Here is a 21,690-nt window from a genome sequence, read left to right on the forward strand (position 1 = left end):
AGCTTGGCGCTCAGAAGGTTTTCGGAAGGCCATTTTTGCAGCGTTTGTTTACAGTTGTTTCATATCTACATATTTTGCAAATACTAACATTAACACTGGGGAAACTGCACCCCCCAATTTACCTGGAGATGTCATGGTTGTTCTGACTGGCCTGAAAGCGCCATTTGAACTGACGCAGCACGCAATTGCCATTAAGCAACAAGGAATTGATTTCGCGATCCGCTATTACAGCCACCAGGCGGGCAAGAGCCTGTCGCTGGCCGAAGCCCGTTCGCTGACCGACGCCAGCATCCAGATCGGTGCGCTGTGGCAGGCGGGCGGCGACCACTTGAACTATTTCAGCCGGGCGCAAGGGTGCGCGGATGGCGCGGCCGCGTATCTGATGGCGCAGTCGGTCATCACCCAGCCGTCCGGTTCGGCGATTTACTTTGCGGTGGATTTCAATCCGTCGGATGAGGCCATCGCCGGCCCGGTCAGCGCGTATTTCGAGGGGATCAACCAGGCGTTCCGGGCGGCCGGACCGGGGGAGCCCAAGTATCAGGTCGGGGTGTACGGCTCCGGCGCCTGTTGCGAGGCGATGGTGCTGAAGGGATTGGCGGCGCTGAGCTGGCTGTCGCCGTCGCCCGAGTACCACGGTTCGCGCGATTATGTCGGCTTCAGCCTCAAGCAGCTGGCGGCGGCCAGCCTGCTGGTCGATGACGGCAAGCGCATCAGCGTCGATCTGACGCGCACCAACGACGGCTACCCGGCAGGCCTGTTCCGGGTGCTGTGATGTTGACGATACAATTTACCGAAGTCGTGTCGCTGAAGACGGTCAAGCCGGCCAAGACTATTTTCCTTAACAATACCGGCCAGGACGTGGTGCTGAAGTTCGTGACCGCGCCGGACATGCTGCTGTCGGCCTACACCATCAGCAACGGGATCAGCGCGGCGATCGACTGCATCCGGCTGGGCAGGACCGACTACTACTCCAGCCACGGCCACAACCACGCGATCGCGGCCGACAGCACGGCGGTGCTCAGCGTGGTCAACAACGTTCTCAATATGGTGATCTCACCTTGATTTGGTAAGATGCGGGGATGAATCCTAGTTCCCCTGGCCGCAATGCCGGCCTCGACACCTTGCGCGCGCTGGCCATCGTGCTGGTGTTTGCCAACCATTACATGCTGTTTGTCAGTGGTAGCCCGACTTTCGGCTGGTTCAGCGAAATCGGCTGGACGGGTGTCGACCTGTTTTTCGCGCTCAGCGGTTATTTGATCGGCAACCAGATCCTGGGCGGCATCCGCCGCTCGCGGCAGTCGGATGGCGGTGAGCGCTTTTCGCTGGTGCGGTTTTATGCGCGCCGTTTGCTGCGCACCTTGCCGAATTTTTATGTCGTGCTGGCGCTGTATGCCTTGTGGCCGGTATTTCGCGGCAACAGCGTGCTGCCGCCGCTGTGGAAGTTCCTCACTTTCACCCAGAATATCCAGCTGATGCCGGGCACGGCGTTTTCGCACGCCTGGTCGCTATGCGTCGAGGAACAGTTTTATTTCCTGCTGCCGGCCGTGGCGCTGGCCATCGCAGCCTGCCGCAAGCCGCTGCTGATGGCCTGGCTGGCGGTGATCGGCACGCTGCTGGCGGGCATGGCGATCCGCAGCCATCTGTGGACCGAGCATGCGGCGACGGTGGAGCAGGGCGGCTTTCACTACTACACGCTGATCTATTACTCGTCGCTGTGCCGCTTCGATGAGCTGGTGGCCGGTGTCGCGCTGGCGCTGCTGAAGAACCATCATGCGGGCGCGTGGGCGCGGCTGACCTCGCGCGGCAACTGGACGCTGGCGGCCGGTGCGGCGCTGCTGGCGCTGACCTGGTCGCTGTTCATCGAAGACCATTACGGCTACGCGATGACGGTGATCGGCTATCCGATGCTGGGGTTGAGTTTTACGCTGTTGCTGATCGCGGCCCTGAGCCCCGGCTCGCTGCTGCAAAGGCTGTGGGTGCCGGGCGCGGCCAGCATCGCGCTGTGGTCGTACGCGATCTACCTGACGCACAAGACGCTGTGCGTGCTGTTGCGCGCACCGTTGCAGGCCGAGGGGTGGGGGCCGGACAGCTGGCAGGCCATTGTGCTGATGAGCGCGGCCAGCGTGCTGGCCGGCTGGCTGCTGTATCTGCTGGTGGAGACGCCGTTCATGAAGCTGCGCGACCGCTACGTGCCGGGCAACTTCGCGCGGCCGGTCGTGCCGGCTGGCGCGGTGGCCTAGTTCAACTCGATCACATCGAACGGCGACTGCATCGATCCCAGGAAGGCCATGACGCTGCGTGCGCGTTCGCCGATGTCTTCATGGCGGGTGGCGGCGATGGCGGCGCGCAGGCCGGGCACCACTTCGGTGATGTGCGGGCTGTCGTAGGCGCGCACCAGCAGGGCCGCCAGTTCGCTGGCGCGGCCGCGGTTGTTGCGCATGCGCTCTTCCAGCATGGCCAGCAGCGCGCGCTGCATGCGCGGCGTCGGGTTGATGATGTAGCCGAACACCAGCGGCGTATTGCCGATTGCCTCGCACAGGCGGCTTTCGATCTGGTCCGGCTTGACGTCGGAAGCGATGTCGAAATAGGCGCCGTTCCAGCGCGTCCGTTCATACGGGTGGCCGGGCGGGAAGGAATCGGCCGTCTCAAAGCCGAGAACGTGGCTCAGGTAGCGCAGCCATTTGAGGAGTGTGGGCATCATGCCGGCATTTTATCCTGAGTCGCGATGCTCTACCGAACCTGATGGGTATCGATCGGTCTTTGTGTAGAATACCTATGCTTCTTTGACCACAAGCACCACTCACCAGCCTGGAGCCGACAATGGTTGACCGCATCGCTTTGCTCGTCGTGGGAACTATTTGCGCCTGGTTGGCATGGGCCTCCTTGCACTTTGGCGGAGAGCCGATGACAGGTTTGGTCATGGCGGTGGTGTTGGTTGGGTACGCCGTCGATAATTTCCAGTTGCGCCGTCAGGTGCGCCAGTTGCTGGCTGACAGTGACCGGCGCGAACGACGCGAGCGGGATATCGGCCTCCGGCGCCTGATGCGTGATTTGTGTGCCTTGCGCGACCAGCGCAAAGAAGGCTGAGTGATAGGTATTGCTGGGCGCCACTGGTAGTCCCGGTCTTCGAGTCCTTTCAAAATCGGATGGATTTTCCGTGCAAGATTTGCAATATTGCGCATCTTGCCGTTTCCTTCCGATCAAAGGGCTTTCCCATGACATCCTCAACACTGCGGCTTGGCCGCGCGCTGCTGCCTTTATTGGCGGCGCTGGCCGCCTGCTCCGGCGGCAGCAGCACACCCGACAAACCAGGCATGCCTGCCACACCGGTCCCCAAATACCAGGCCGACATCCGCCGCACGGCATTCGGCATTCCCCACATCAAAGGCAATAACGAGGGCGATATCGGCTACGGCGTCGGCTACGCCTATGCGGAAGACAACCTGTGCGCGCTGGCCGAGGAAGTCGTCACCGCCAACGGCCAGCGTTCGCGCTACTTCGGGCCGGACGGCACCCGCACCGGCTATACGACCAGCAACCTGGAGGCCGACTACTTCTACCAGATCCTCAACGATGCCGATGCGCTGAACCAGGCATGGGCGGCGCAGCCGGACGAGGTCCAGGCGCTGGTCAAGGGTTATGTGGCCGGCTACAACCAATACCTGAAAGAGACCGGCGTCGCCAACCTGCCGGGCGATTGCAAGGGCGCCGCATGGGTGCGCGAACTCAGCGAAACCGACCTGATGCGCATGATGCGCCGCTATGCGGTCGAAGGCAGCTCCAGCCAGTTCATCGGCGCACTGTACGCCGCCGCGCCGCCGGGCAAGACGGCGCAGGGCGCGCGCCAACGCGCGGGTGGCGCCGGCACGCAGGCCGGTGAGCCGGATGTCCTCAGCCCCGAATACTGGCGCCGCCTGCATCGGCGCACCGGCAGCAATGCCGTCGCGCTGGGCAAGGACGCCACCGACAACGGCCAGGGCATGTTGTTGGGGAATCCGCACTTCCCGTGGAAAGGCCCGCTGCGCTTCTATCAGCTGCACCTGACCATACCGGGCAAGATGGACGTGATGGGCGCCTCGCTCGGCGGCATGCCGCTGGTGAACATCGGCTTTAACCAGAACCTGGCGTGGAGCCACACGGTCAACACCTCGTCGCACTTCACGCTGCACCGGCTCAAGCTGGATCCGGCCGACCCGACCCGCTACCTCGTCGACGGCCAGAGCAAGAGCATGACCAAGCGCACCGTGACGATCGACGTGAAGGGCGCGGACGGCGCCATCAAGCCGCAGTCGCGCGACTTCTACAGCACCGAGTTCGGCATGATCGCCGTGGTGCCGGGCATCGCCGGCTGGGACCGCAGCAGCGCCTACGCGCTGGGCGACGCCAACAAGGACAACCACCGCCTGCTGTCGCAGTGGTACGCGATGGACCGCGCCGCCTCGCTGGCCGAGTTCAGGGAGGCGATCGTGCGCATGGTCGGCTTGCCGTGGGTGAACACGCTGGCGGCCGACAAGGACGGCCAGGCGCTGTACCTGGACGTGACCGCCGTGCCGAACGTTTCCGCCGCCAAGCAGGCCGCCTGCGTCGGGGCGGACGATCAGGCGCTGGCCGGCTTCGGCATCGTCGTGCTCGACGGCAGCCGCGCCGCCTGCGCCTGGGGCAGCGACCCGGCCGCGCCGCAGGCCGGCATCTTCGCCGGCGCCAGCCTGCCGGCGCTGTCGCGCAGCGACTTCGTGCAGAACTCCAACGACAGCGCCTGGATGACCAATCCGGCCGCGCCGCTGGTGTCGTTCCCGGCCATCGTCAGCGTGCAGGGGACGGAGCAGAGCGGCCGCACGCGCATCGGCATCAGCCAGTTGCAGGCGCGGCTGGCCGGCACCGACGGGCTCGCTGGCAACCGCATGAGCCTGGCGCAGCTGCAGCAGATCGCGCTCAACAACCGCGTCTACGTGGCGCAGCAGGTGATGGACGATGTGCTGAAAGTATGCGGCGGCGCCGACCTGGCCGCCGCCTGCGTCAAGTTGGGCGCATGGGACCGCACCGCCAACCTGGATGCGAACATCGGCTATCTCTACTTCGCCGGCCTGTGGGACCGGGTGGGCGATCAGGAGGTGTGGGCGGTGCCCTTCGATGCGGCCGACCCGGTGCGCACGCCGCGCGGCCTGAACCTGGGCGATCAGGGCGTGCTGTCGACGCTGCGGCTGGCGCTGCAGGATTCGGTGCGCGCCGCGGCCGCCAAGGGCTGGTCGCCGGAAGCGAAGTGGGGCGATATCCAGGTGGCGGTGCGCGGATCGAAGAAAATTCCGATCCACGGCGGCGAAGACAGCTACGGCGTCTACAACGCCATCAGCAGTGTCGATATCGGCGGCGGCCAGCGCGACGTCACCGACGGCACCAGCTACATCCAGGCCGTCACCTTCGACAAGAACGGCCCGGTGGCGCAGGCGATGCTGAGCTACTCGCAGTCGAGCCAGTCGTCGTCGCCATACTTTGCCGACCAGACCGAGCGCTTCTCGCAGAAGGCCTGGATCACCCAGCCGTACACGGAGGCGCAGATCACCGGCGACGCCGCCTATAAAACCAAGCGCATCAGCACGCCGTAAAAAAACGCCGCCGGACTAGCATCCCGGCGGCGTTTGCGCTTCAAGCGTGAGCTTCCTCGCCCAGCTTGCCGGCGCGGAAATCTTCAACGGCGGCGAAGATCTCGGCCTGCGTGTTCATCACGAACGGGCCGTACTGCGCGATCGGCTCGTTCAGCGGCTGGCCGGCGACCAGGATCAAGCGGCTGGCTTGCTCCGCATGCACCGTCACGCCATCGGCGCCTGCCGTGTTCGCCAGTATCGCCATGCGGCCCGATGCCACCGCCTTGTCGCCGACGCTCACTTCACCGCGATAGGTGAAGATGAAGGCGTTGTGGCCTTCCGGCAGCGCCTGGCTGAAGCTGGCGCCGGCCGGCAGGTGGATGTCGAGATAAATCGGCTCCGTCACTTCCCGCTGCACCGCACCGGCCACGCCGTGGCTGCTGCCGGCGATGACTTTCACCGCCACGCCATCGGCCGTGGTGTAGGCCGGCACATCGGCACCGTTGAAATCGCGGTACCACGGCGCGCGCATCTTGTCCTTGGCGGGCAGGTTCAGCCACAGCTGGAAGCCTTCCATCACGCCTTCTTCCTGCTCCGGCATCTCCGAGTGGATCACGCCGCGGCCTGCGGTCATCCATTGCACGCCGCCGTTGGTCAGCAAGCCTTCGTTGCCGGAACTGTCTTTGTGACGCATGCGGCCTTCCAGCATATAGGTCACGGTTTCAAAGCCCCGGTGTGGATGGCTGGGGAAGCCGGCGATGTAATCGTTGGCCTGGTCGCTGCCGAAATTATCCAGCATCAAAAACGGGTCTAGGCGGCGCTGTAACGGTTGGGTCAGGACGCGGTTGATCTTGACGCCGGCGCCGTCCATCACGGCCTGGCCGGTGATAACGCGCTCTACGCTGCGAGGGGTGCTTACTTGATCGGTCATGTCATGCTCCTTGGTTCGTTGTAGCGCCGCCCGTGCGGCGCCAGTGTTACACCAGTACTGCGTTGATCTCTGCTTCAGCCTGCGCCTGGGCCTTGGCCACGGCTTCCGGACCCATGCCCAAACCTTCGGCGAACACATATTGCACATCGCTCAGGCCCACGAAGTTCAGGAACATCTTGATGTGCGCCAGCTGCGTATCGCTAGGACCATCGCGGTGCACGCCGCCACGCGATAGGGCCACGTACACTTTTTTGCCGCTCAGCAGGCCGACCGGACCGGTCGGCGTGTACTTGAAGGTCACGCCGGCGCGGGCAATCGCGTCGAACCAGCTTTTCAGCTGCGCGGTGATGCCGAAGTTGTAGGTCGGCGCACCGATGACGATCACGTCGGCCGCTTGCACCTGGGCGATCAGCGCATCATCCAGCGCGACGCGGGTCGCCTGGGCTTCGGTACGCTGGTCGGCCGGGGTGAACAGGGCTTGCAGCGTAGGCTCGTCGATCACCGGATGCGGATCGGCTGCCAGGTCGCGGCGCACCAGCGCGGCGGCTGGATTGGCGGCGCGGACTTTGGCGACGATGGCGTCGGCCAGACGGGTCGATTCGGAACCGGTGCTGCGGGCGCTGGAGTTGATTTGCAGGATGTTCATGGTGTTGCTCCTTGTCTGTAGTCGGGTGTGTGCTGCGATGGAGTCACTTTAATCGTTTCAAATTCATTCCGGAAGACGCTAAAATGGATAACATTAATCCACTGATGGAACAGTCCTATGGAAATTGACCCGGGAGACCTGCTTTTGTTCGCCCGCATCGTCGAATGCGGCAGCTTCAGCCTGGCGGCGCAGCGGGTGGGCTTGCCCAAATCGACGGTGTCGCGCCGCCTTTCGCTGCTGGAGGCGCAGCTGGGCGAGCGCCTGCTCCAGCGCACCACGCGCAAGCTGGTGCTGACCGAGTTTGGCGCCAGCCTGCTGGAGCATGCGCGCCGGGTGGCCGATGAAACCGAACAGGCCGCCGCGCTGGCGCAGCACCGGCAGGGCGCGCCGAGCGGCTTGTTGCGGGTGTCGATGCCGGCCGACTTCGCCAACGTGGCGATGGGCACGATGATGACGCGCTTCATGCACCAGTACCCGGCCATCTCGCTGGAACTGGACCTGTCGCCGCGCCGGGTCGACCTGGTGGCGGAAAATTTCGACCTGGCCATCCGCATGGGCGATCTGCCGGACGATGCCTCGCTGGCCGCGCGCCGGGTCACGCTGAGCAAGATCGCGCTGTACGCGTCGCCGCTGTACACCTCGCTGCGCGGGTTGCCGGAACATCCGGACGACCTGTTCAAGCATGACCTGCTGAGCCTGCCGCCTCGGCAGAATGGATTGATACGCTGGAAGCTCCTGCGTGGCAAGACGGAGTGGGCGCGGGAGTTGCCGGTGCGCTTGCTGGCGAATTCGCCGGAACTGCTGGTGCGCATGGCGGCCACCGGCGTGGGCATCGCCGCCTCGACCGAGCTGTTCGCGCGCGAGCATTTGCAGAATGGGACGCTGGTGCGGGTGTTGCCGGAGTGGGCTTTCCCCATCGTCACCGGCTGGGCGGTATTCCCCGGCCGCCGGCTGATGCCGGCCAAGACCAGGGTGTTCCTCGATATGCTGGAGGCCGCCTTTGAGGAAGGGCGGCCGTACGGGGGGTAAGGCTTACTTTTTCAGCGTGGCCATGGCCTGGCCCAGCTGGACCGGGCCGGCAGGCTGCCAGTCCGGGTTGAAATTCATCAGGCCTTGCGGGAACAGCATGACGACGGTGGAGCCGAGCAGGAAGCGGCCCAGTTCCTCGCCTTTTTTCAGCACGATGTTCTGGTCGTCGTACTGCCACTCGCACACGTGCGGCTGGCGCGGCGGATTGACCACGCCGTGCCACACGGTCGCCATGCTGCCGACGATGGTGGCGCCGACCAGGGTCATCACGAACGGGCCGTGGGCGGTGTCGAACACGCACACCACGCGCTCGTTGCGGGCGAACAGGCCGGGGATGCCGCGCGCGGCGGCCGGGCTGACCGAGAACAGCTCGCCCGGCACGTAGATCATGCGGGTCAGCTTGCCGTCGCACGGCATGTGGATGCGGTGGTAGTCGCGCGGGCTCAGGTACAGGTTGGCGAAGCTGCCGTTCTGGAACTTGGCGGCCAGCTCGGCGTCGCCGCCGACCAGCGCGGTGGTGCTGAAATTATGGCCCTTGGCCTGGAAGATCTGGTCTTCCTTGATGTCGCCGAACTGGCTGATGCGGCCGTCGATCGGGCAGATGAAGTCGACATCGGCGATAGGACGGGCTTCCGGGCGCAGCGCGCGCGTGAAGAATTCGTTGAAGCTGGCGTAGTTGGCGATGTCGGGATCGAGCGCCTCGTCCATGTTGACGTTGTATTTGCCGACGAACCAGCGGATCAGCCAGGTGGTCTTGCCGCCGCCCTTGGCGCCGGCGATGCGGCCCGCGAAATTGGTCAACGCTCCCTTGGGGAGCAGGTAGTGCGGCAGAACGGCAAGACGGGACACGATAGGGAATCCATGTGGTGAACGACTGCGCATTATAGCGCCGGGGTTTAGGAATTCGTACTAAACAATCTGAAGCCCTTGTTATTTACTGAACGTTTTGAATAAAACAAGGCATAATGCACGCTCCCACTTGTCCGACAACTTGCCCTCTAGAATGATGCCTGTACGCCAATTCCGCCTGACGCAGATAGCCACCGCCGTTTTCTCACTCTACATGGCCGCTGGCGCGGCCTGGGCCGAGGCCGAGGCGCCGGAAGCGCCCGCCAAACCGCTCAAATCCGCCAAGCCGGCCGAGGCCGCGACTATGCAGAAAGTGGAAGTCAAAGGCGCGGCCGCCAGCTATGACGCGCGCCGCGATGATACCGCTAGCAAGACCGTCGTCACCAGTGAGGAGATCCAGAAATACGGCGACACCTCGGTCAACGACGTGCTCAAGCGTGTGCCCGGCATCACCGTCAGCGGCGCGGCTGGACGCAGCGGTGGCGAGATCCGCATGCGCGGCCTGGGCAATGGCTACACGCAGATCCTGATCAACGGCGAACGCGCGCCGGCCGGCTTCGCCATCGACAGCCTGTCGCCCGAGGTCATCGAGCGCATCGAAATCCTGCGCGCCGCCAGCGCCGAGTTCAGCACGCAGTCGATCGCCGGCACCATCAACATCGTGCTGAAGAAGGCGTTGAAAGCCGCGCAGCGCGAGTTCAAGTTCAGCGAAGCCAAGGGCAGCAAGTTCAGCTCGCCGTCGCTCAGCCTGCAGATGTCGGACAAGATGGGCGCGGCCTCTTACTCGTTCGGCGGCAACGCCTGGCGCTATATGTACAACCGCTTGACGCCGGTGTTCGACAGCGGCACCGACGCCGCCGGCCTGCCCAACCTGAGCCGCTCCGCCCCGTGGCAAGACCAGGGCCGCGCCGACGGCATGAACCTGTCGCCGCGCATCAACTGGACCCTGGACAACGGCGACACGGTGACGTCGCAGACCTTCATCAACCTGAACCAGTTCGCCAGCAACAGCCACAGCCGCACCGCCACCGCACTGGGCCGGGGCCCGGACTATGACCGCATCGACAGCACCTACAGCAGCCACAACGGCTTCGGCCGTACCGACCTGAACTGGGTGCACAAGCTGGGCGAGGGCGCCAAGCTGGACCTGAAGGCCGGTGTCAGCGACAACCGTAACACTTCCGATTCCTTGCAAATCGGCGGCAACAATGGCTTGCCGCCGACGCTGGCGCGCACCGTCACCTCGGTCGGCACCGAGCACGGCTTCAGCACCCAGGGCAAGTATTCGCGGCCCTTGACCTTCGGCGCCGCGCCGGCCGACGGCAAGGGCGAGGCGCCGACCGAACATGCGCTGGCCATGGGCTGGGATGTCGGCCTGACCCAGCGCGACGACCAGCGCACGCAACGCGAGGCCGCGCTGCCGGGTAGCACGCCGGACAATAGCGACGAGGGCTTCTCGGCCAAGGTCACGCGGCTGGCGTTGTACGGCCAGGACGAGTGGAACCTGACGCCGCAGTGGTCGCTCTACACCGGCCTGCGCTGGGAAGGCCTGGACACCCGCAGCGACGGCAATACCTTCGATGCGGTGCAGCAGCGCTCCAGCGTGTTCAGCCCGCTGATGCAGACGCTGTTCAAGTTCCCCAACAAGAAGGACCAGTTGCGCGTGGCGCTGACCCGCACCTACAAGGCGCCGTCGACATCGAGCCTGATACCGCGCAAGTTCACCTCGACCAACAACAGCGCGACCGATCCGGACCGCCGCGGCAATCCGCACCTGAAACCGGAACTGGCGCTGGGCCTGGATGCGTCGTTCGAACACTACTGGGGCGAGGGTGGCCTGTTGAGCGCCAGCGCCTCGATGCGCCGCATCGACAATTACACCCACCAGGGCTTGCTGTATGAAAACCAGCGCTGGGTCTCGACCTCGATCAACGACGGCCGCGCCGAAACGCGCGGCATCGAACTGGAGGCCAAGTTCCCCATGCGCGCGCTGGTCGAGCATGCGCCGGCGCTGGACCTGCGCGCCAGCGTCAGCCGCAACTGGTCGCGGGTGGAGAGCGTGCCGGGGCCGGACAACCGCCTCGACCAGCAGACCCCGCTGAGCGCCACGCTGGGCATCGACTACAAGAGCCCGAGCGGCGTGCTCACCACCGGCAGCAGCTTCAGCTTCCGCAACGGCGGCCTGGTCCGCGTGAGCGGCACGCAGGGCGGCTACACCAGCGTGCGCCGCGACCTGGATGTCTACGCCCTGTGGAAAATCGACACCCAGAACAATCTGCGGGTGGCCGTCTCCAATCTGCTGGCGCAGGACTACGTGATGGAAAGCCTGTACAACGACAGCAACGGCACGAGCAACCGCACGACGGTGGCCGGCGGCGAAACCCAGCTGCGCGTGACGGTGGAAAAGCGTTTTTGAAGGCGGGATAATGAGGTGATATGATGCTGCGGTGTACTTAATTGCCGCGGGCCTCCTCTGAAAAAGCCTAAAGTTACCGAGATCATCCAGCCCGACGACGACAGTCTGCGTCTGGCGCTGGCCGAGGTGCGCGATTTGCAGCGCACCGTGGTCGTGCTGCGCTCGGAACTGGAAACCTCGCACCAGGAACGCCAGCACGCGGTGCAGGACGCGCTGTCCTTCGCCCACAGCGAGATCACCCAGTTGCGCGACACCATCGCGGCGTTGCGCACCAGCCTGGAAAAACTCACGCAGCAAAAAATCGACGCGCTGCAGCAGGCCGGCACCGTCCACCATGCCGAAGTCGCGCTGCTGCACGAGACCATACGCGCGCTGCGCGACGCCCTGGAGGCGCGCGCATGAGCGTCAAGCCCGCCATCCGCAGCGTGCAGCCCAAGCCGGTGGCCGCCAAAAGCGAGGCCGCCACCGCGCAGGCCGCGGCCGGTGCGCAACGCAAGCGGCTGCGCCAGGTGGAGCTGCTGCTGGAAGTGTCGCGCCGCATGGCCGCCTACGATACGCTCGATGAAATCCTGACCGCGCTGGTCGAAGTCACCACCGAGGAGCTGGACGCCGAGCGCGGTACGCTGTTCCTCAACGATGCCGAAACGGGCGAACTGTTCTCGCGCGTGGCGCAGGGCAATATCCAGCGCGAGATCCGCTTCCTCAACCACACCGGCATCGCCGGCCATGTGTTCACCACCGGCGAGGCCGTCAGCATCGCCGACGCCTATGCCGATCCGCGCTTCAACCGTTCCATCGACGAGCAGACCGGCTTCGTCACCCGCAACATCCTGTGCGTGCCGATCAAGACTTTCAAGGGCGAGATCATCGGCGTGTCGCAGACGCTCAACAAGCGGCGCGGCAAGTTCACGCGCGCCGACCTGCAGCTGCTCGAAGCCTTGACCACGCAGGGCACGCTGGCGCTGCAAAGCGCGCGCTTCCTCGAAAGCATGAAGAAGATCCGGCGCCAGGAGATGGAGTTCATCGACGTGGTGTCCGAGGTGACGGCCGATATCAAGCTCGGCTCGCTGCTGCAAAAGGTGATGGGCGAGGCCACGCGCCTGCTCAACGCCGAACGCTCGACGCTCTTCCTCAACGATGAGAAGACCGGCGAGCTGTGGTCGGAAGTGGGGCAGGGCCTGGAGTCGCTGCAGATCCGTCTGCCCAACTCGGCCGGCATCGCCGGCGCCGTTTTCACGTCCGGCAAGACCATCAACATCCCCTACGCCTACGCCGACCTGCGCTTCAATCCGGCGTTCGACAAGCGCACCGGCTACTTCACGCGCTCCATCCTGTGCGTCCCCATCGTCAACAAGGCCGGCAAGATCATCGGCGTGACGCAGGTGCTCAACAAGCGCGGCGGCCCGTTCACCCACGAGGATGAGTCGCGGCTGCGCGCCTTCACCGCGCAGATTTCCATCGCGCTGGAAAACGCCAAGCTGTTTGCCGATGTTCAGCAGATCAAGAACTACAACGAGGCCATGCTGGAGTCGATGTCGAACGGCGTCATCACTTTGGATGGGCAGGAGAAAATCGTCACCTGCAACGCGGCCGGCCTGCGCATCCTGCGCACCGAAGCCGGCAGCATCGTCGGCCGTTCGGCGGCGGACTTCTTCGGCGCCGCCAACACCTGGGTGATGGACAAGCTGCGCCACGTCGAGGAAAACCAGTCCGCCGAGCACCTGATGGATGCCGAGCTGGTGCTGGAAGACGCCACGCTGTCGGTCAACTTCAGCGTGCAGCCGCTGCTGTCGGTGGAAAAGAAGCGCATCGGCTGGATGCTGATGATCGAGGATATCTCCAGCGAGAAGCGGCTGCGCTCGACCATGTCGCGCTATATGGACCCCGGTATCGCCGACCAGATGGTGGCCAACGGCGCCGAAATGCTGGGCGGTAAAAACGTGCCGGCCACGGTGCTGTTCTCGGACATCCGCAGCTTCACCACCATCACCGAACAGCTGGGCGCGCAGGGCACGGTGACGCTGCTCAACGAATACTTCACGCTGATGGTCGATTGCATCCAGCGCGAGGAGGGCATGCTCGACAAGTTCATCGGCGACGCCATCATGGCCGCCTTCGGCATCCCGGTCGGCCACGACGACGACGCCGACCGCGCGCTGCGCACCGCCATCGCCATGATGACCGAGCTGAGCGCTTGGAACCAGGCGCGCGCGGGCGAGGGCAAGCCGCCGGTGGAGATCGGCATCGGCCTCAACACCGACCTGGTCGTCTCCGGCAATATCGGCTCCAAGAAGCGCATGGACTACACCATCATCGGCGACGGCGTGAATCTGGCGGCGCGGCTGGAATCGGCCTGCAAGCAGTACGGCGCCCGCATCCTGATCAGCGAATTCACCCGTCGCGCATTGCGCGGCACCTACCGCCTGCGCGAGGTCGACATCGTGGTGGTCAAGGGCAAGACGCAGCCGGTGTCGATCTACGAGGTGATGGATTTCCATGGCGAGGACAGCTACCCGAACCTGGTCGAGGCCATGGGCCTGTTCCGCAACGGCCTGCAAAGCTACCGCAAGCGCAACTGGGCCGCCGCCGGCAAGCTGTTCGACGAGGTGCTGGCCCTGAACCCGCACGACAAGGTGGCCGCGCTGTACATCGAACGCTGCGCCCACATGGCGGCCACCCCGCCGCCCGACGACTGGGACGGAACTTTTGTGATGGAATCGAAGTGAAGATCCCCCGTAGCACGCTGGAGCAATGGCAGGTGTTGCAGGCGATCGTGGAATGCGGCGGCTATGCGCAGGCGGCCGAGGCGCTGCATCGCAGCCAGTCGTCGGTCAGCTACATGGTGGCCAAGCTGCAGGAGCAGCTGGGCGTGGAGCTGCTGGAGATTGACGGCCGCCGCGCGCGCCTGACCAAAAACGGCGAGGCCCTGCTGGCCCGGGCGCGCGAGCTGCTGGGCGATGCCTTCCAGCTGGAGCAACTGGCCGGCAGCCTGGCCGAAGGCTGGGAGCCGCAGGTCGGCATCGCCGTCGACAGCCTGTTCCCGGTCGAGCTGCTGGTGCAGGTGCTGCGCGAGTTTGAACCATCGGCCACGCATACCCGCGTCAACCTGGAGGAGACCGTGCTGTCCGGCTCGGAGGATGCGTTGCTGGAGCAGCGCGTCGACATCGCCATCGTCAGCCGCGTGCCGCCCGGTTTCCTCGGCGATGCGCTGATGGACATCGAATTCGTCGCCGTGGCCCATCCCTGCCATCCGCTGCACGCGCTGGGCCGCGAGCTGGAGGCGGACGATCTGAGCCGCAACCTGCACATCGTGGTGCGCGATTCGGGCACCTTGAATCCGCGCGATCATGGCTGGCTCAACAGCAATCAGCGCTGGACCGTCACCAGCCCGCACACGCGGCTGGAGATGATCTGCAGCGGCCTGGGCTTCGGCTGGCTGCCCGAGCACAAGATACGGACCCAGCTGGAGCAAGGCTTGCTCAAGCCGCTGCCGCTGCGGGTGGGGCAGCGCCGCAAGCAGTCGCTCACGCTGATCGTCGCCAATCCCGAGCTGGCCGGTCCCGCCACCTGCCGCCTGGCGAATCTGATCCGCACGGTGGTGAAGCAGGGCCTCACGCTGCGCCCGCTATGCGAATGAGGTGTAATTGAGAATTATTCCTGTTTGACGTGAAACTTTTGTATAATCGGCGTCCTCCTTTGCAGCCGAGTCCAATGTCCGTCAAGCCCCATCCTGCCCAGCGACCACCGCGCAGCCTGCGCCAGGCCATCCGCCCGGGCGTGCTGTGGCTGCATCGCTGGCTGGGTTTGACGCTGGGTTTGCTGGTGGTGCTGGCCGGCCTGAGCGGCAGCCTGCTGGTCTTCCATCACGAGCTCGACGCCGAGCTCAATCCCGAACTGGTCCACAACTACGAGCCTTGCGTCGCGCCGCTCGACATCGCCGGCGCGGTCGCCAGCGTGCAGCGCATCTGGCCGCAGGCCAAGGTCGGCTCGGTCTATCTGCCCAGCCACGAAGGCGCCAGCTACCGCCTGTATTTCAAGGCGCCCGGCGTGGCCGACAACGAAGTCATGCTCGATTCCTGCAGCGGCGATCTGCTGGGCAGCCGCAACCGCGAAGAAGCCGGCCTCGACGGCCGCCATCTGATGCCGACCCTGCAGCGCTGGCACTCCAGCCTGATGCAGGGCAAGTCCGGCCGCGCCGCGCTCGGCTGGCTGGCGCTGACCTGGGCGGCGCTGCTGATCGCCGGCCTGCTGCTGGCCTGGCCGACCCCGGCGCAGGGCTGGCGGCGCGCGCTGCGCGTCAACTGGCGGCAGAACGCCTACCGCACCCATTTCGATCTGCACCGCTCGGCCGGGCTGGTGGCGATCGTGCTGATGCTGACGGTGGCGGTGACCGGTTTCTACAACGGCTTGCCGGAGCTGGCGCGCGCGCTGGTGGGGCAGGTGGCGCCGGTCAGCACTGAGCACCGCAGCATCGCCCTGCCGGCCTTGCAGAAGGGGGAAACGACGATTTCCTGGAACGACGCCAAGGCCATCGCCGAGCAGCACCTGAGCGACGGCGCCATCCTGCTGGCGCTGAACCGCTTGCCGGAGCGCGGCATCTACCAGGTGCGCCTGCGCCGCGCCGACGACTGGCAGCGTACCGGTACGCTGCGCCTGCTGATCGATCTGCGCAATGGCGCGGTGATTGAAACAGTTAATCCGCTGGCCGGCACGGGCGGCGATCGTTTGCTGGCGGCTTTATTCCCTCTGCATTCAGGCCAATTCGGCGGCGCCATAGGCCGCTGGCTAATGGTGATTGCCGGTTTGCTGCCCACCGTATTCTTTATTACCGGCCTCTCCACCTGGATATTGCGGCGTCGTCGTAAATCCGTCTGATATGCGATCCGCTTGAACAACAGTGGTGGAAAATATTCATTTTTATCGCTATATTGGTATTTGTCGCGTATATCTCTGGAGAATCAGCGCAAAGTTATGGTAAATTGCGTTTATCAATTCTCACACATTGTCACCAGTGGTTTTTTTAAATCTAACCCGCCGATAAGAAGGAAATAAGATGACGACTTACCAGGAATACAAAGCAAAGATCGCCGAGCTGGAAAATCTGGCCGAAAGCGCCCGTAAAAATGAAATCGCTCAGGCAAAAGAGAAAGTCACGGCTATCATGCGTGAATACGGCCTGACCGTGGCGGATCTGGGCGGTGTAGCGAAGGTGAAGACGGTTAAAACCCGCGCGCCGGTGCCGACCAAGTATCGCGACGACGCTACCGGCCAAACCTGGACCGGCCGTGGCCGTGCTCCGAAATGGTTGGAAGGCAAGGACAAAGAGCAGTATCTGATTAAGTAAGCTTACTCAGTACGCTTACACAGCGAGCTTGCTGCAGGGCCGGGGTGTTCGGGTTTATATTTCTTATAAACCCGGCCCCGGCCTTTCTCTTTTCATAGATTCAGACTTTCACCGAATCGCGCCTACACCCGTTAGAAAAAAAGCGCCGGAATATCAAATTCCGGCGCTTCAATATCGCAAAATGTCACCGAACTGTGTAGGTCACGGCTTGGGTGCCATTGAAAGGGACAGGTTAAGAGGCGGAGCGTGATTTTTGACGGCGCTTGGCTGCCACTCCGACCACCGCTAGTCCTGCCAGCATCAACATCACTGCGTCCGGCTCCGGAACCGCAGAAATTTGCTGCGTTTCAAAGGTCAGTGTCACGCTATTTGCCTTGAAGGACACCCCGCCGCCATACCATGGCGAGCTGCCGGCTTTCATGGATGCATCGTACTGAATCTCCATCTGCTGCCGGTTCTCACTGGGGCTATACCACGATGGATCAAAGGCATAGCCAAACATTTGGAGCGAAGTGAGGTCGGTAGTGCCCGAACCATAAACCGTAGCAGTGAAGCCGTCCTGTTGGTAGCCCAATTTCGAGTTGACATCCAGGCGGCTGGCAGCCCAGGATGAGCCGCTCGAGACGTCATACGTGAAGTTGAGTTTCAGTGTGGTTGTAACTGGTGCATAGTGCGGATCAATCAGCATCGCTAAGGACTGCGCGGCACTCAACTGCTTGTACACGTCAGCTTCACCTGGCTGGTTGGAGATCGCGCCGTTCAGCAGGGCGCCCAAACCGTCGAGCTGAATTGTGGTGTAGCTACGGCCGTAAGCGTTGGTAACCTGCGATACCAGATGGAAGTCCAGCGGCTTCGCGCCGTTGTCAGTTAGCGTGATGATGGGCGTCGTCACGGATTTGGCTTGCGCCGACAGCATTGGGGTGAGGAGGGCAGCGGCAGCGATGGTGGAAACGAAACAGCGCGATATCAGTTTCATCAAATTCTCCGGGACAAGGTGAACGGTCTATGAAATCCAGGCCGGGGCCTGACGTGAGGGAAATACTATGTCCGAAACAATATCATTTTTTCAATGTAGAAAATTCACCAAATGTCACACAGGCGCGGATAAAGCAAAAGCGCCGGCCGCCGCAAAAGCCGTAAGGTTAGACGTACCTGTCTAGACCGGTTGGGGTCATTTCGTGCGATGATAGCGAAATGGCATCCATCCCTCTTTTCCCGCTGAATACCATCCTGTTCCCGGACGGGCATTTGCCGTTGCAGGTGTTTGAAGTGCGCTACCTCGACCTGGTCAAGCGCTGCATCGCCCGAGGAGAAGAATTCGGCGTGGTGCCGCTGCTCGAAGGCAGCGAGACCCGCGTGCCGGACAGGCACGAAACCCTGTCCGACGCCGGCACCATGGCGCGCATCCTCGACTGGACCGCGCCGCTGCCGGGCCTGCTGCAAATCTCCTGCATCGGCACCACGCGCTTCCAGATCAAATCGGCCGAGCAGCTCAAGCACGGGCTGTGGATGGCCGAGGTGGACGAGGTGGCCGAAGACATGGTGGTGCCGATTCCGAGCGAGCAGCAGGACGTGGCCAACGCGCTGGGCGCGCTGATCCGCTCGCTGCAGAAGAAGCAGATCTCCACCGCCAACATGCCGCTGGCGCCGCCGTACCGGCTGGACGAAGCCGGCTGGGTGGCGAACCGCTGGTGCGAACTGCTGCGGCTGGACGTGGAAGAAAAGCAGCGCCTGCTGCTGCAGGAAAATCCCGTGCTGCGGCTGGAGCTGATCCAGGACGTGCTGAGCGAGAACGGCCTGCTCGACTGATCTCGGCCTCGTCGCTGGCCCCATTGCCGGGCGCCGCGCTGGCTCTGTCGCCGCGCAGGTGCCGCTGCTACACTGGCCTGGTCATCCACGCCATCGCCACCGCCATGTATCTGCAACCCGCTTTTGCCGAAGACCGCCTGGAAGTCCGCCACGGCCTGATGCGCGCCTATCCGCTGGCCACGCTGATCGTGGCCGACGCCGACGGCATTACCGCCGACCTGACTCCCTTCATGCTATACGCCGACGAGGGCAGCAGCGGCCTGGGCGTGTTGCGCGCCCACGTGGCGCGCGCCAATCCGCTGTGGCGCAAGCTGGAGGCGGGTGCGCAATGCCTGGTGGTGTTCCAGGGGCCGGACGCCTACATCAGCCCTGGCTGGTACGAAAGCAAGCGCACCACGCACAAGGTCGTGCCGACCTGGAACTTTGCGACGGTGCACGCGCGCGGCGCCGCCCGCGTGGTGGACGATGCCGCCTGGCTGCGCCGCCAGCTCGACGACCTGACCAAGCAGCATGAAGCAAGCTTGCCGCAGCCATGGAAGGTGGACGACGCGCCGGCCGATTTCCTGGCGGCGACGATGAAAGCCATCGTCGGCATCGAGATTCCGATCGACAGTCTGGTGGGCAAATGGAAGGTCAGCCAGAACCGCAGCGCCGCCGATCAGCGCGGCGTGGTGGAGGGCTTGCAGGATGGCCCGATGGCGCAGCTGGTGGCGGAGCGCCTCAAGCCCGATTAATCGCCGGCGTGGGCGTCGCCGGCCGCGTCCAGCGCGTGCACGCGCATCGACCACATCACGCCGGCGACCAGCAGCAGCATGGCGGCGATCTCCAGCACGCGCGGCAGCTGCTGCTTGTAGATAAAGCCGTACAGCAGCGCGAACAGGGTCTCGAACAGGATCAGCTGGCCGGACAAGGTCAGCGGCACCTTGCGGCTGGCGATATTCCACAGGTGGTTGCCGATCACCGAGGCGCCCAGTGCCAGCAGGGCGTTGACGATCCAGAACAGCGTCCAGTCGCGGCCGCTGGCCACGGCGCCGGCCCCGGTCACGTCGGCATGGAACAGCGCCAGCGCCGCCAGCGAGATCACCAGCGCGATCAAGCCGCTCGACACGCCGTACAAGGCCGACCACTCGCCGCTGCTGAAGTGCGGGTTGCGTTTCAGGTAGCGGGCGTTGTCCACCGAGTACCAGGTCCAGCACAGCAGCGCGCCGGCCGCACACAGCACGCCGAGGATTTTCTCTGGCAGCGGCGCGCCGTTGCCACTGTCGTGGGTGAAGACGTCGATATTGATGCAGGCGATGCCGGCCGCCACCAGCAGCAGCGGCAGCATCAGCTGCTTGAGCGGCACCGAACCGTGGTCTTTCTGGCCCATCAGCGTGACCGAGATCGGCAGCACGCCGATGATCAGCGAGGTGGCCGCGACGCCGGCGAACTTGACGCCCAGCGCAAGCAGCATGTAGTAGACGATGTTGCCGGCCAGCGCGTGCTTGACCATGGCGATCACGTCGCCGCGGTCGAGGCGGCGCAGCAGCGCGGGCAGGCGCGGCAGCATCAGGCCGGCGGCGATCAGGCCGTAGGCGATGTAGCGCCCGCAAGCCATTTCCAGCGGCGTGAACGCCGTCAGCAATTCCGGCACGATGAACACCATGCCCCACATGGCGCCCGCCAGCAATCCGCACAACACGCCATGCCACATGGTGGAGTTCCTCAGTAGTTGGTGCACAGCCACCAGACGGCGGCCAGCGCCGCCAGGTTCAGCACGACGCTGCACCAGTAGGCGATCTGGAATGACGTCTTGACGGTCTTGTGGCGCAGCCAGCGCTGCGCCAGCCAGCCGCCGGGCCAGCCGCAGGCCAGGCCCCACAGCAGCAGCGTGCTTTCGGGAGTGCGCTGCCGGCCCTGGATGGCGGCCGACTTGTCGACCGCGTAGACGATGAAGCAGATGACGCTGGCGACGCCGTACACGGCCGCCAGCCACAGCAGCGCGAGCTGCGAGGGCAGGGCGTCCGGCGTCACCGGGTTCAGAAGTAGCTCAGGCCGAGGGCGGCCTTGACTTCATCGGCGGTGCGGGCCACCACTTCGCGCGCTTCCATCGTGCCTTGCTTGAGCATCTGCATGATGTAGCCCTTGTCCTGCGCCAGCTCTTCGCGGCGGGCGCGGATCGGCGCCAGCATTTCCTGCAGCACCACTTCGAGGCGCTTCTTGACGATGGAATCGCCCAGGCCGCCGCGCACGTAGTGGGCCTTCATTTCGGCCAGCTTGTCTTTTTCGGGATCGAAGGCGTCCAGATAGATGAAGGCGACGTTGCCTTCCAGGTGGCCAGGGTCTTCGACGCGCAGGTGCAGCGGATCGGTATAAACCTTTTTCACTGCGGCGGTGATCTCGGCCGCGGTGGCGCCCAGGTTGATCGTGTTGCCCAGCGATTTGCTCATCTTGGCCTTGCCGTCGGTGCCGGGCAGGCGGCCGATTTCAGGCACCAGCGCCTTGCACTCGACCAGGATGTCCTGGTTGACCAGGCGGTTGAAGCGGCGCACGATTTCATTGGTCTGTTCGATCATCGGGATCTGGTCTTCGCCGACCGGCACGATGGACGCCTTGAAGCCCGAGATGTCGGCCGCCTGCGAGGCCGGGTAGGTCAGGAAGCCGGCCGGGATGTCGCGCTCGAAGCCGCGCAGCGCGATCTCGGTCTTGACGGTCGGGTTGCGCTCCAGGCGGGCCACCGTCACCAGGTTCAGGTAGTAGAAGGTCAGCTCGGCCAGTTCCGGGATCTGCGACTGGATGAACACGGTCGACTTGGCCGGGTCGATGCCGACCGCCAGATAGTCCAGCGCCACTTCGACCACGTTGCGGTGCACCTTGTTGGTGTCGTCCATATTGTCGGTCAGCGCCTGGGCGTCGGCCAGCATGATGAACTGCTTGTAATCGTGCTGATAGGCGACACGGTTGCGCAGGCTGCCGACGAAGTGGCCGAGGTGCAGCGGACCGGTCGGGCGGTCGCCGGTCAGGATCACGGTGGGGCCTTTGGACGCGGCCGGCGGGGTGGCGATAACTTCGGACTGTTCGGTCAGGCTCATCAGGGTTCCTTTA

The 21,690-nt window shown here is 64.2% G+C and carries 22 protein-coding genes; 14 read left to right on the forward strand and 8 right to left on the reverse strand.

The window, feature by feature from the left end; genetic code table 11:
* Window positions 1–133 precede the first annotated feature (133 nt).
* The 3 genes from GEV02_RS19240 to GEV02_RS19250 are packed head-to-tail and all read left to right on the forward strand — an operon-like array spanning window position 134 to window position 2,240.
* On the forward strand, window positions 134–772 hold the full coding sequence (locus GEV02_RS19240; protein WP_152839502.1) for a DUF1906 domain-containing protein: 639 nt from the start codon (window positions 134–136) through the stop codon (window positions 770–772).
* A complete protein-coding gene (locus tag GEV02_RS19245; protein WP_152839503.1) occupies window positions 772–1,062 on the forward strand; it encodes a hypothetical protein in 291 nt (96 codons plus the stop codon). The genes GEV02_RS19240 and GEV02_RS19245 overlap by 1 nt, the downstream gene beginning before the upstream one ends.
* 17 nt (window positions 1,063–1,079) lie before the next feature.
* Entirely contained in the window at window positions 1,080–2,240 is a 1,161-nt protein-coding gene (locus GEV02_RS19250; RefSeq protein ID WP_152839504.1) for an acyltransferase family protein, read from the forward strand.
* Here the strand turns inward: GEV02_RS19250 and GEV02_RS19255 are convergent.
* Window positions 2,237–2,701, reverse strand: a complete 465-nt coding sequence (locus GEV02_RS19255; protein ID WP_152839505.1) for a hypothetical protein — start codon at window positions 2,699–2,701, stop codon at window positions 2,237–2,239. The genes GEV02_RS19250 and GEV02_RS19255 overlap by 4 nt on opposite strands.
* A 119-nt stretch (window positions 2,702–2,820) precedes the next feature.
* Here GEV02_RS19255 and GEV02_RS19260 point away from each other — a divergent pair, with 119 nt between their 5' ends.
* Window positions 2,821–3,087: a hypothetical protein gene (locus GEV02_RS19260; RefSeq protein ID WP_152839506.1), complete on the forward strand. Its 267-nt coding sequence runs from the start codon at window positions 2,821–2,823 to the stop codon at window positions 3,085–3,087.
* Window positions 3,088–3,215: 128 nt separating this feature from the next.
* Window positions 3,216–5,603 carry an acylase gene (locus GEV02_RS19265; RefSeq protein ID WP_174999183.1) on the forward strand — a complete coding sequence of 796 codons (2,388 nt, stop codon included), beginning with the start codon at window positions 3,216–3,218 and terminating at the stop codon, window positions 5,601–5,603.
* 40 nt (window positions 5,604–5,643) lie between these two features.
* Here GEV02_RS19265 and GEV02_RS19270 read toward each other — a convergent pair whose 3' ends face one another.
* Window positions 5,644–6,513, reverse strand: coding sequence for a pirin family protein (locus GEV02_RS19270; RefSeq protein WP_152839508.1), 870 nt, complete (start codon window positions 6,511–6,513; stop codon window positions 5,644–5,646).
* A 46-nt stretch (window positions 6,514–6,559) separates the two neighbouring features.
* Window positions 6,560–7,159 carry an FMN-dependent NADH-azoreductase gene (locus GEV02_RS19275; RefSeq protein WP_152839509.1) on the reverse strand — a complete coding sequence of 200 codons (600 nt, stop codon included), beginning with the start codon at window positions 7,157–7,159 and terminating at the stop codon, window positions 6,560–6,562.
* Between the two features lie 117 nt (window positions 7,160–7,276).
* Between GEV02_RS19275 and GEV02_RS19280 the strand changes: the two genes are divergently transcribed.
* Window positions 7,277–8,188, forward strand: coding sequence for a LysR family transcriptional regulator (locus GEV02_RS19280; RefSeq protein ID WP_152839510.1), 912 nt, complete (start codon window positions 7,277–7,279; stop codon window positions 8,186–8,188).
* 3 nt (window positions 8,189–8,191) lie between these two features.
* Here GEV02_RS19280 and asd read toward each other — a convergent pair whose 3' ends face one another.
* Complete coding sequence (gene asd / locus GEV02_RS19285; RefSeq protein ID WP_328595877.1) at window positions 8,192–9,040, reverse strand: archaetidylserine decarboxylase; 849 nt, start codon at window positions 9,038–9,040, stop codon at window positions 8,192–8,194.
* A 151-nt stretch (window positions 9,041–9,191) separates the two neighbouring features.
* On the opposite strand from asd, the gene GEV02_RS19290 reads away from it, so the two are divergent.
* The 6 genes from GEV02_RS19290 (at window position 9,192) to GEV02_RS19315 (ending at window position 16,797) form a co-directional block, all read left to right on the forward strand.
* Window positions 9,192–11,453 (forward strand): TonB-dependent receptor plug domain-containing protein, encoded by a 2,262-nt coding sequence (locus GEV02_RS19290; RefSeq protein ID WP_328595861.1) that lies wholly within the window; start codon window positions 9,192–9,194, stop codon window positions 11,451–11,453.
* Between the two features lie 126 nt (window positions 11,454–11,579).
* Entirely contained in the window at window positions 11,580–11,855 is a 276-nt protein-coding gene (locus GEV02_RS19295; RefSeq protein WP_286159256.1) for a hypothetical protein, read from the forward strand.
* Window positions 11,852–14,179, forward strand: coding sequence for a GAF domain-containing protein (locus tag GEV02_RS19300; protein WP_152839513.1), 2,328 nt, complete (start codon window positions 11,852–11,854; stop codon window positions 14,177–14,179). Before GEV02_RS19295 ends, GEV02_RS19300 begins: the two co-directional genes overlap by 4 nt.
* Window positions 14,176–15,090: a LysR family transcriptional regulator gene (locus tag GEV02_RS19305; RefSeq protein ID WP_328595862.1), complete on the forward strand. Its 915-nt coding sequence runs from the start codon at window positions 14,176–14,178 to the stop codon at window positions 15,088–15,090. The genes GEV02_RS19300 and GEV02_RS19305 overlap by 4 nt, the downstream gene beginning before the upstream one ends.
* Before the next feature lie 74 nt (window positions 15,091–15,164).
* Complete coding sequence (locus tag GEV02_RS19310) at window positions 15,165–16,328, forward strand: PepSY-associated TM helix domain-containing protein (protein ID WP_152839514.1); 1,164 nt, start codon at window positions 15,165–15,167, stop codon at window positions 16,326–16,328.
* Window positions 16,329–16,506: 178 nt separating this feature from the next.
* On the forward strand, window positions 16,507–16,797 hold the full coding sequence (locus GEV02_RS19315) for an H-NS histone family protein (RefSeq protein WP_008447725.1): 291 nt from the start codon (window positions 16,507–16,509) through the stop codon (window positions 16,795–16,797).
* 232 nt (window positions 16,798–17,029) lie between these two features.
* Here GEV02_RS19315 and GEV02_RS19320 read toward each other — a convergent pair whose 3' ends face one another.
* Entirely contained in the window at window positions 17,030–17,773 is a 744-nt protein-coding gene (locus GEV02_RS19320) for a PEP-CTERM sorting domain-containing protein (protein ID WP_152839515.1), read from the reverse strand.
* Between the two features lie 218 nt (window positions 17,774–17,991).
* Between GEV02_RS19320 and GEV02_RS19325 the strand changes: the two genes are divergently transcribed.
* On the forward strand, window positions 17,992–18,606 hold the full coding sequence (locus GEV02_RS19325) for an LON peptidase substrate-binding domain-containing protein (protein WP_152839516.1): 615 nt from the start codon (window positions 17,992–17,994) through the stop codon (window positions 18,604–18,606).
* A gap of 104 nt (window positions 18,607–18,710) precedes the next feature.
* Window positions 18,711–19,340 (forward strand): FMN-binding negative transcriptional regulator, encoded by a 630-nt coding sequence (locus GEV02_RS19330; protein WP_152839517.1) that lies wholly within the window; start codon window positions 18,711–18,713, stop codon window positions 19,338–19,340.
* Here GEV02_RS19330 and GEV02_RS19335 read toward each other — a convergent pair.
* The 3 genes from GEV02_RS19335 to trpS are packed head-to-tail and all read right to left on the reverse strand — an operon-like array spanning window position 19,337 to window position 21,677.
* Complete coding sequence (locus tag GEV02_RS19335; protein ID WP_152839518.1) at window positions 19,337–20,299, reverse strand: DMT family transporter; 963 nt, start codon at window positions 20,297–20,299, stop codon at window positions 19,337–19,339. The genes GEV02_RS19330 and GEV02_RS19335 overlap by 4 nt on opposite strands.
* 11 nt (window positions 20,300–20,310) lie before the next feature.
* Complete coding sequence (locus tag GEV02_RS19340) at window positions 20,311–20,619, reverse strand: DUF1294 domain-containing protein (protein WP_328595863.1); 309 nt, start codon at window positions 20,617–20,619, stop codon at window positions 20,311–20,313.
* Window positions 20,620–20,624: 5 nt separating this feature from the next.
* On the reverse strand, window positions 20,625–21,677 hold the full coding sequence (gene trpS, locus GEV02_RS19345; RefSeq protein ID WP_152839520.1) for a tryptophan--tRNA ligase: 1,053 nt from the start codon (window positions 21,675–21,677) through the stop codon (window positions 20,625–20,627).
* Window positions 21,678–21,690: the final 13 nt, after the last annotated feature.

Origin of the sequence: Rugamonas aquatica, from assembly GCF_009380215.1 — a bacterium.
Taxonomy (GTDB): Bacteria; Pseudomonadota; Gammaproteobacteria; order Burkholderiales; family Burkholderiaceae_D; genus Rugamonas; species Rugamonas aquatica_B.

Bases quoted from the DNA above. Each gene is read 5' to 3' on its own strand.
- GEV02_RS19325 (WP_152839516.1), top strand. From the start codon at position 17,992: ATGGCATCCATCCCTCTTTTCCCGCTGAATACCATCCTGTTCCCGGAC.
- GEV02_RS19255 (WP_152839505.1), bottom strand. From the start codon at position 2,701: ATGATGCCCACACTCCTCAAATGGCTGCGCTACCTGAGCCACGTTCTC.
- GEV02_RS19320 (WP_152839515.1), bottom strand. From the start codon at position 17,773: ATGAAACTGATATCGCGCTGTTTCGTTTCCACCATCGCTGCCGCTGCC.
- trpS (WP_152839520.1), bottom strand. From the start codon at position 21,677: ATGAGCCTGACCGAACAGTCCGAAGTTATCGCCACCCCGCCGGCCGCG.
- GEV02_RS19240 (WP_152839502.1), top strand. From the start codon at position 134: ATGGTTGTTCTGACTGGCCTGAAAGCGCCATTTGAACTGACGCAGCAC.
- GEV02_RS19300 (WP_152839513.1), top strand. From the start codon at position 11,852: ATGAGCGTCAAGCCCGCCATCCGCAGCGTGCAGCCCAAGCCGGTGGCC.
- GEV02_RS19250 (WP_152839504.1), top strand. From the start codon at position 1,080: ATGAATCCTAGTTCCCCTGGCCGCAATGCCGGCCTCGACACCTTGCGC.
- GEV02_RS19315 (WP_008447725.1), top strand. From the start codon at position 16,507: ATGACGACTTACCAGGAATACAAAGCAAAGATCGCCGAGCTGGAAAAT.
- GEV02_RS19290 (WP_328595861.1), top strand. From the start codon at position 9,192: ATGATGCCTGTACGCCAATTCCGCCTGACGCAGATAGCCACCGCCGTT.
- GEV02_RS19265 (WP_174999183.1), top strand. From the start codon at position 3,216: ATGACATCCTCAACACTGCGGCTTGGCCGCGCGCTGCTGCCTTTATTG.
- GEV02_RS19280 (WP_152839510.1), top strand. From the start codon at position 7,277: ATGGAAATTGACCCGGGAGACCTGCTTTTGTTCGCCCGCATCGTCGAA.
- GEV02_RS19310 (WP_152839514.1), top strand. From the start codon at position 15,165: ATGTCCGTCAAGCCCCATCCTGCCCAGCGACCACCGCGCAGCCTGCGC.
- GEV02_RS19270 (WP_152839508.1), bottom strand. From the start codon at position 6,513: ATGACCGATCAAGTAAGCACCCCTCGCAGCGTAGAGCGCGTTATCACC.
- GEV02_RS19335 (WP_152839518.1), bottom strand. From the start codon at position 20,299: ATGTGGCATGGCGTGTTGTGCGGATTGCTGGCGGGCGCCATGTGGGGC.
- GEV02_RS19275 (WP_152839509.1), bottom strand. From the start codon at position 7,159: ATGAACATCCTGCAAATCAACTCCAGCGCCCGCAGCACCGGTTCCGAA.
- GEV02_RS19330 (WP_152839517.1), top strand. From the start codon at position 18,711: ATGTATCTGCAACCCGCTTTTGCCGAAGACCGCCTGGAAGTCCGCCAC.
- GEV02_RS19245 (WP_152839503.1), top strand. From the start codon at position 772: ATGTTGACGATACAATTTACCGAAGTCGTGTCGCTGAAGACGGTCAAG.
- GEV02_RS19260 (WP_152839506.1), top strand. From the start codon at position 2,821: ATGGTTGACCGCATCGCTTTGCTCGTCGTGGGAACTATTTGCGCCTGG.